The 6,710-nt window shown below is 67.9% G+C and carries 7 protein-coding genes; 5 read left to right on the top strand and 2 right to left on the bottom strand.

What is annotated here, in order from left to right:
• Positions 1-955, bottom strand: a 955-nt coding sequence (locus tag E1294_RS36040) for a DUF8094 domain-containing protein (RefSeq protein WP_132515454.1), incomplete at its 3' end; no start/stop codon positions are given.
• Between the two features lie 121 nt (positions 956-1,076).
• Between E1294_RS36040 and prfB the strand changes: the two genes are divergently transcribed.
• Positions 1,077-2,192, top strand: a complete 1,116-nt coding sequence (prfB, locus tag E1294_RS36035; RefSeq protein WP_132515453.1) for a peptide chain release factor 2 — start codon at positions 1,077-1,079, stop codon at positions 2,190-2,192.
• On the opposite strand, the gene E1294_RS36030 is transcribed toward prfB, so the two are convergent.
• The gene (locus tag E1294_RS36030; RefSeq protein ID WP_246083540.1) at positions 2,178-2,327 is read right to left on the bottom strand and encodes a hypothetical protein; all 150 of its coding nucleotides are present in this window, start codon (positions 2,325-2,327) and stop codon (positions 2,178-2,180) included. The genes prfB and E1294_RS36030 overlap by 15 nt on opposite strands.
• A 244-nt stretch (positions 2,328-2,571) precedes the next feature.
• Here E1294_RS36030 and ftsE point away from each other — a divergent pair, with 244 nt between their 5' ends.
• Genes ftsE through E1294_RS36010 form a run of 4 tightly spaced genes read left to right on the top strand, consistent with a single transcriptional unit; the run spans position 2,572 to position 6,584 of the window.
• Positions 2,572-3,261, top strand: coding sequence for a cell division ATP-binding protein FtsE (gene ftsE / locus E1294_RS36025; protein ID WP_132333661.1), 690 nt, complete (start codon positions 2,572-2,574; stop codon positions 3,259-3,261).
• A gap of 20 nt (positions 3,262-3,281) precedes the next feature.
• Complete coding sequence (gene ftsX, locus E1294_RS36020; RefSeq protein WP_132515451.1) at positions 3,282-4,190, top strand: permease-like cell division protein FtsX; 909 nt, start codon at positions 3,282-3,284, stop codon at positions 4,188-4,190.
• Positions 4,191-4,243: 53 nt separating this feature from the next.
• Positions 4,244-4,711 (top strand): SsrA-binding protein SmpB, encoded by a 468-nt coding sequence (gene smpB / locus E1294_RS36015; RefSeq protein WP_132515450.1) that lies wholly within the window; start codon positions 4,244-4,246, stop codon positions 4,709-4,711.
• Between the two features lie 19 nt (positions 4,712-4,730).
• The gene (locus E1294_RS36010) at positions 4,731-6,584 is read left to right on the top strand and encodes a penicillin-binding transpeptidase domain-containing protein (RefSeq protein ID WP_132515449.1); all 1,854 of its coding nucleotides are present in this window, start codon (positions 4,731-4,733) and stop codon (positions 6,582-6,584) included.
• The last annotated feature ends 126 nt before the right edge of the window (positions 6,585-6,710 follow it).

The raw sequence follows: 6,710 nt of genomic DNA, 5'->3' as shown, positions 1-6,710 counted from the left end.
GGGGAGGGACGGCGGTCGCGTACTGGTGTGTTTCGACCAGCCGCAACGTGCGGCGCAGCACCGGCGTGCTGATCGCCCATCTGGCCGACCTGGGCACCGGGATGTAGTCGTCCTCGGCCGTGCGCGTCGTCGTGGTCGTGGTCCTGGACAGGGAGTATTGGATGAGCGCCCCGCCGTCCTCGGTGCGCAGCGCGTAGACCGGGTAGTTGTCGGCGCTGAAGATCGAGTCGTAGCTGAAGCCCTCGCTCTTGGCGTCCTCGCGGCGCGAGGCGATCTGCTCGGCCACCTCCGTCGTGTACGGCCCCTCCGCGACGAGCCCGGCGGTGACCCCGGCGGTGCCCGTCTCGGCCACGCTCGCGTGCACGGGCCCCATGAACTGCGGGCTGATGGTGACGGTCTTGTCGTCGGAGGCGACCGCGTCGGCGTAGCCGTCGGCGTCGAGTTCGATCTCCGGCAGCTCCTGTCCGGGTAGGAGCCGGGCCGCGGAGCTGATGCGCCAGCGGTCGGACCTGGTGAACGTCAGGAGCGTCGGATGCCCGTCGCGCGTCGCCAGCGCGCTGAACCACGGCGACCCTTCGCCCTGCTCGAACCGGGGCACGAACAGGGTCGGCGACCCCCATGTGTAGCGGCGCGGCGCGTAGTCGGTGGACAGGTAGTCGGCCACGGTGATGCGGGTCTGCCCGCCGGCCGTGAGGTCGACGGCCAGCCCGAGGCGCCCCTGCAGGTCGCTCTTCACCCGCAGCACGTCGTCGGAGACGGTGACCTCGGAGAAGACCTCGGCCGCCTCGGTTTGCGTGACCTCCGGCTCGTCCGGCGATGGCGAGGGGGTGGTGGACGCGGCGGCGGCGGAGCTGGTGGGGGTCGATCGTGGCTGGGCATCACTGGTGCAGGCGGTCGCCGCGGCAAGCAAGCCGGCGGCGAGCGCCAGCGCTGTCCGCCGACCATGTACACGCACCTGGCCCATGCTATTCGCGTCGGCGGCACGCCGAGGCCCCCGACACCGATCAGCGGGTCTCCAGCGCTGGACAGGGGCGCTTGGGAGGCGAAGTCCTCGGAGGAGGCTAGTGTAGGGAGACGTGGCAGGTATGGATCCGGCAGAAGAGATCAACGAGCTCGCGGGCACGCTCCGCAGCATCCAGGACGTGCTCGACCTCGACGCGATGCGCAAGCAGATCGACGAGCTCGAGCAGCAGGTTGCCGCCCCTGACCTGTGGGACGACCCCGACCTGGCACAGAGGGTGACCAGCAAGCTCTCCCACCTCCAGGGCGAGCTCAACCGTGTCGAGGGCCTGGCGCGCAGGCTCGACGACCTGACGGTCCTCTACGAGCTGGCCGCCGAGGAGAGCGACGACGACACGCGTGCCGAGGCCGACAAGGAGCTCGACACGCTGAAGTCCGACATCGGCGCCATGGAGGTCCGCACGCTGCTGTCGGGCGAATACGACGCCCGCGAGGCGCTCGTCACGATCAACTCCCAGGCCGGTGGCGTCGACGCCGCCGACTGGGCCGAGATGTTGCTGCGGATGTATCTGCGCTGGGCCGAGCGCAAGGGCTATGCCACCGAGGTCTACGACACCTCCTACGCGGAGGAGGCCGGCATCAAGTCGGCCACGTTCACGGTCAAGGCCCCCTACGCCTACGGCACGCTGCGCGGCGAGCACGGCACCCACCGCCTCGTGCGCATCAGCCCGTTCGACAACCAGGGGCGCAGGCAGACGTCGTTCGCCGGGGTCGATGTCGTGCCGGTGGTCGAGCAGACCGACCACATCGACATCAACGAGGACGAGATCCGCGTCGACGTCTACCGTTCGAGCGGCCCGGGCGGCCAGGGCGTCAACACGACCGACTCGGCGGTGCGCATCACCCACATCCCGACCGGCATCGTCGTCTCGTGCCAGAACGAACGTTCGCAGTTGCAAAACCGCGCCACCGCCATGAACGTGCTCCAGGCCAAGCTGCTCGAGCGCAAACGGCAGGAGGAGGCGGAGAAGATGTCGGAGCTGCGCGGCGCGTCCACCACGTCATGGGGCACGCAGATCCGCAACTACGTGCTGCACCCCTACCAGATCGTGAAGGACCTGCGCACCAACACCGAGGCGGGCAACCCGTCGGCGGTGCTCGACGGCGACCTCGACACGTTCATCGAGTCGGAGATCCGCTGGATGCGGCGGCAGGAGTCAGACACCGAATAGGTGGTTGAGCACGAGGCTCACGAAAAGCAGCACGACGAGGAGCGCGACGACGACGGCGGGTGACAGCCCGGCGAAGCCGTGCTGGTGCACGCGTTCTCGGCTGGCGCGGCAGACGGGGCAGCGTCCCTCGATCACGGGGTGGGCGCATTGCGCGCATACGAGGTGTTCACAGCTCATGACAGTCCCAAGTCTAGCCGCACAATCGTTTTGTTTCCGTTATGGACGTTCCATGCCAGTCTTCCCTCTAGACTGTCGTCTGGCCAATCGGAACGTCGATCATCGGTAAAGAAGGCGCCCCCGGTCGGCCAGTGGCGGGAAGTGGGCATATGCCACCCTCGCTTCCGTCCTGACCCCTAGACTGGCATGCCGTGATGCTCTCGTGATCCATTTCGATAATGTCATCAAGGTCTACGCGAACCAGAACCGGCCCGCTCTCGACCACGTGTCTGTTGACGTGGACAAGGGCGAGTTCGTGTTCCTCGTCGGTCCTTCGGGATCAGGCAAGTCCACGTTCCTGCGTCTGATCCTGAAGGAGGAGCGGCCGAATGGCGGCGCGATCCACGTCGCCGGGAAAGATCTGTCCCGTCTCTCCAACTTCAAGGTCCCGCACCTGCGCCGCCGCATCGGCTGCGTGTTCCAGGACTTCAGGCTGCTCCCGAACAAGAACGTCTACGAGAACGTGGCGTTCGCGCTCGAGGTCATCGGTAAACCCCGGCGGTTCATCCGCAAGGTGGTGCCCGAGGTCATCGAGCTGGTCGGCCTGGAAGGCAAGGCCCACCGCATGCCCGACGAGCTGTCCGGCGGCGAGCAGCAGCGCGTCGCCATGGCCCGAGCGTTCGTCAACCGGCCGATGATCCTGCTGGCCGACGAGCCGACGGGCAACATCGACCCCGCGACGAGCATCGGCATCATGAAGGTGCTCGACCGCATCAACAGGACTGGCACCACGGTCGTCATGGCCACGCACGACGCGGCCATCGTCGACTCCATGCGCAAGCGTGTCGTGGAGCTGGAGGACGGCAAGATCGTCCGTGACCAGTCGCGTGGCGTGTACGGCCAGGCGTACTGACAGGGAGCTGCAGACAGAACATGCGGGCGAATTTCATCTTCTCCGAGGTCTGGATCGGCCTCCGTCGCAACTTGACCATGACGATCGCGGTGATCATCACCGTGGCGGTCGGTATGGCGATGCTGGGCGTCGGCTTGATGATCAACGCCCAAGTCGGCCTGATGAAGGGCTACTGGGACGACAAGGTCGAGGTCTCCGTCTTCCTGTGTGGCAAGGGCACCGCCATGCCGGCGTGTAACGGCAAGGAGGCCACCAACGGGCAGATCAAGGCCCTTGAGACACACATCAAGAGCATCCCAGGGGTCAAGGAGGTGTACTTCGAGGACCAGACGGCGGCATACAAGAACTTCAAGGACTCCTACTCCGCCAACCAGGCTCTCGTGGACGCCGCCAAGGTCGAGGACATGCCGCAGTCGTTCCGCATCAAGCTGGTCGACCCGGACAACTATCAGCCGATCGTCCAGGCGGTGGAGGGCCAGCCGGGCGTGGCGCAGGTCCTCGACCAGAAAGAGCTGATCGGCCCGTTCTTCGTCATGCTCGACAGGCTCGCCTTCGTCGCGCTGGCGGTGGCGATCATCCTGGTGCTGGCGGCCGCCCTGCTGATCGGCAACACGGTCCGGCTGTCGGCTTTCAACAGACGCAGGGAGACCGGCATTATGCGGCTGGTCGGCGCGTCCAACCTCTACATCCAGCTCCCCTTCGTCATGGAGGGCGTCATCGCCGGCCTGATCGGCGGGGTGTTCTCGGCGATCATTCTGATCATGGCGAAGGTCTTCCTGTTCGAGGAGCTCGGCAGTTTCTTCGGCGACGCCACCTCTCAGCTCGGCTGGAACGACGTGGCCCAGACGATCACGATCACCATGGTCATCGGCGTCGTGATCTGTGTCCTGGCCTCGTTCGTGACCCTGCGCCGCTACCTCAGGGTCTAACCATGCGCGCGCGGATGGGCCGCCGCCGCTCCGGCCGCCGGTAAAGTCGAAGCATGCCACGTGAGACCGGGCGGAAGGTCATCGCCCAGAACAAACGTGCTCGGCACGACTACCACGTCGACGAGACCTTCGAGGCGGGGCTCGTGCTGCAGGGCACCGAGGTGAAGTCGCTCCGCGAGGGCCGCGCCTCGCTCGCCGACGGCTACGCCAGCATCGACGGCGGCGAAGCGTGGCTGCTCAACGTCCACATCCCCGAATACACGCAGGGCACGTGGACCAACCACACGGCCCGCCGCAAGCGCAAGTTGCTGCTGCACCGCAAGGAGATCGAGAAGCTCGCCGCCAAGACGAAGGAGGGCGGGCTCACGATCGTGCCGCTGGTGCTCTACTTCAAGGACGGCCGGGCCAAGGTCGAGATCGGGCTGGCGCGCGGTAAGAAAGACTGGGACAAGCGGCAGGCGCTGGCGGAGCAGCAGGCCAAGCGCGAGATGGCCCGGGCGCTGCGGCAACGCAACCGATGAGAGCGGCGGCACCGCACCGATGAGACGCGCCCGCCGCACCGTCACCGCCACCCTCACGCTGGCGGTCGCGAGCACGATGCTGACCGGCTGCTTCGAGGAGCCGTCACCGCACGACGCGGTGCGCGACTTCCTCGTGGGCTGGCAGTCGGGCGACTACGACCTGGCGGCCGGCCGCGCCGACGGCGACCTGGCGACCGTGCGCAAGGCGCTGGCCGACGCCAAGCTGGAGCTCGACGCGGCCTCCTTCCGCTTCAAGATCACGGACGTCAGCGTGACGGGCGAGGAGTCCAAGGCCGGCTTCCACGCCGAGGTCGATCTCGGGGAGAACAACCCGCTCTGGGAATACGACGGCGTGCTCCCGCTCCACCTGGTCGACGGCGTGTGGAAGGTGCGCTGGTCACCTTCCGTGCTGCATCCGCAGCTCAAGGAGGGTCAGCGGTTCGCCGTCGACACCCACCCGACGCCACGCCAGCCGGTTCTCGACAGGTCGGGAGACTCGCTGCAGACCGACACCGTCCTCTACGTCGCGGGCGTCTATCCCGCCAAGCTGGACGGCAAGGCGGAAGAGATCGTGGCCAAGCTGTCCGAGGTCACCGGATACGCCCAAGACCGCCTGCTGAGCCGCATCAGGTCGTCACCGCCCGACAAGTTCGTCCAGCTGGTCACGTTCGGGCGTTCGCGCTACCAGACGATGCAGCCGAAGCTCGACGCCATCGCCGGGATCGAGATTCAGCAGCAGGACCAGCCCGTCAATCCCGACGCGCCCCGGCAGATCGTCGGCACCGTCAGCGCGCTCACACCGGAGAGCGAGCAGAAGCTCGGCGGCCCGCAGCGGGCCGGCGACTCCGTGGGCAAGAGCGGCCTGCAGCAGGCCTATCAGGAATACCTGACGGGCTCCACGCAGACCAAGGTGATCACCCTCGACCTCAAGACCGGCGAGCAGGTCGCCCTCCTGAAGGAATGGCCGGGCCGGCGCAACCTCTCGGTGAAGACCACGATCGACCGCGCCGTCCAGGCGGCGGCCGAGCGGGCGGTGGCCGTCACCGACACCAGCGCACTGGTGGCGGTCGACCGCAACACCGGCGAGATCCGCGCGGTCGGCACCAAGAACCTGCATCAGGAGAAACACGCCCTGGCCGGCAAGTTTCCCGCGGGCACGGCATTCTCGATCGTGGCCGCGGACGCGCTGCTCAAGTCCGGGGTGAGCCCCAAACAGCGGCTGGCCTGCCCGCAGGAGCGCACCGTCGGGGGCACGAAGTTCGCGAACTCCGGCGTAGGCGTCGGCATGACACAGTCGGCCACGTTCCAGGAACACTTCGCCAAGGGGTGTGTCACCGCGCTGGCCTCGCTCGCCCGCCGGGTCACGGCCGGCGACCTCGCCAAGAGCGCCAAGGCCTACGGCATCGGGCAGCCGTGGCGGCTGCCGCTCAAGTCGTTCAGCGGCGCCCTGCCCGAGCTGGCCGGCGACGCCGACAAGGCCAGGGTCATCGCGGGCCAGAACGTCGAGGTGAGCCCGCTGAGCATGGCGCTGGTGGCCGCCGCAGTGGCCTCGGGCACCTGGCATCCGCCCGTGCTGGTCACCGACCCCGACTCGCCCGACCCCGCAGCCGAAGTCGTGCCCACCGTCCAGCCCGCGCCGGTGCCCCTCGATCCCAAGGTCCGCATGGCGCTGACGACGATGATGCGGGACGGTGCCGTCGGCACGCCCGCCCAGGCGGGCAGGGGCAAGGTCTACGGCGTGACGACGTCGGCGGCCGACGAGCACACCTGGTTCGTCGGCTGGCAGGGGGGTGTGGCGATCGCGGTGCTGGCGAAGAACTACGACGCCGGCGCGGTGGCGGGCAGCTTCTTCGCAGCCCTCCGGACCCCGTGAGAGCGGGTCTGCGAGGGCGGCCCGGCTCGTGGGACGGTCCGGTCAACCCGGGAGGGCGGGTCGGCAAGGCTCGCGGGGCACCCGGGAGGGCCGGTCGGCGACCCCTTGTGAGATTTTCGTGACGGT

The organism is Nonomuraea diastatica (genome assembly GCF_004349015.1).
GTDB lineage: Bacteria > Actinomycetota > Actinomycetes > Streptosporangiales > Streptosporangiaceae > Nonomuraea > Nonomuraea diastatica.
This window is presented reverse-complemented; position numbering and strand designations above follow the sequence as displayed.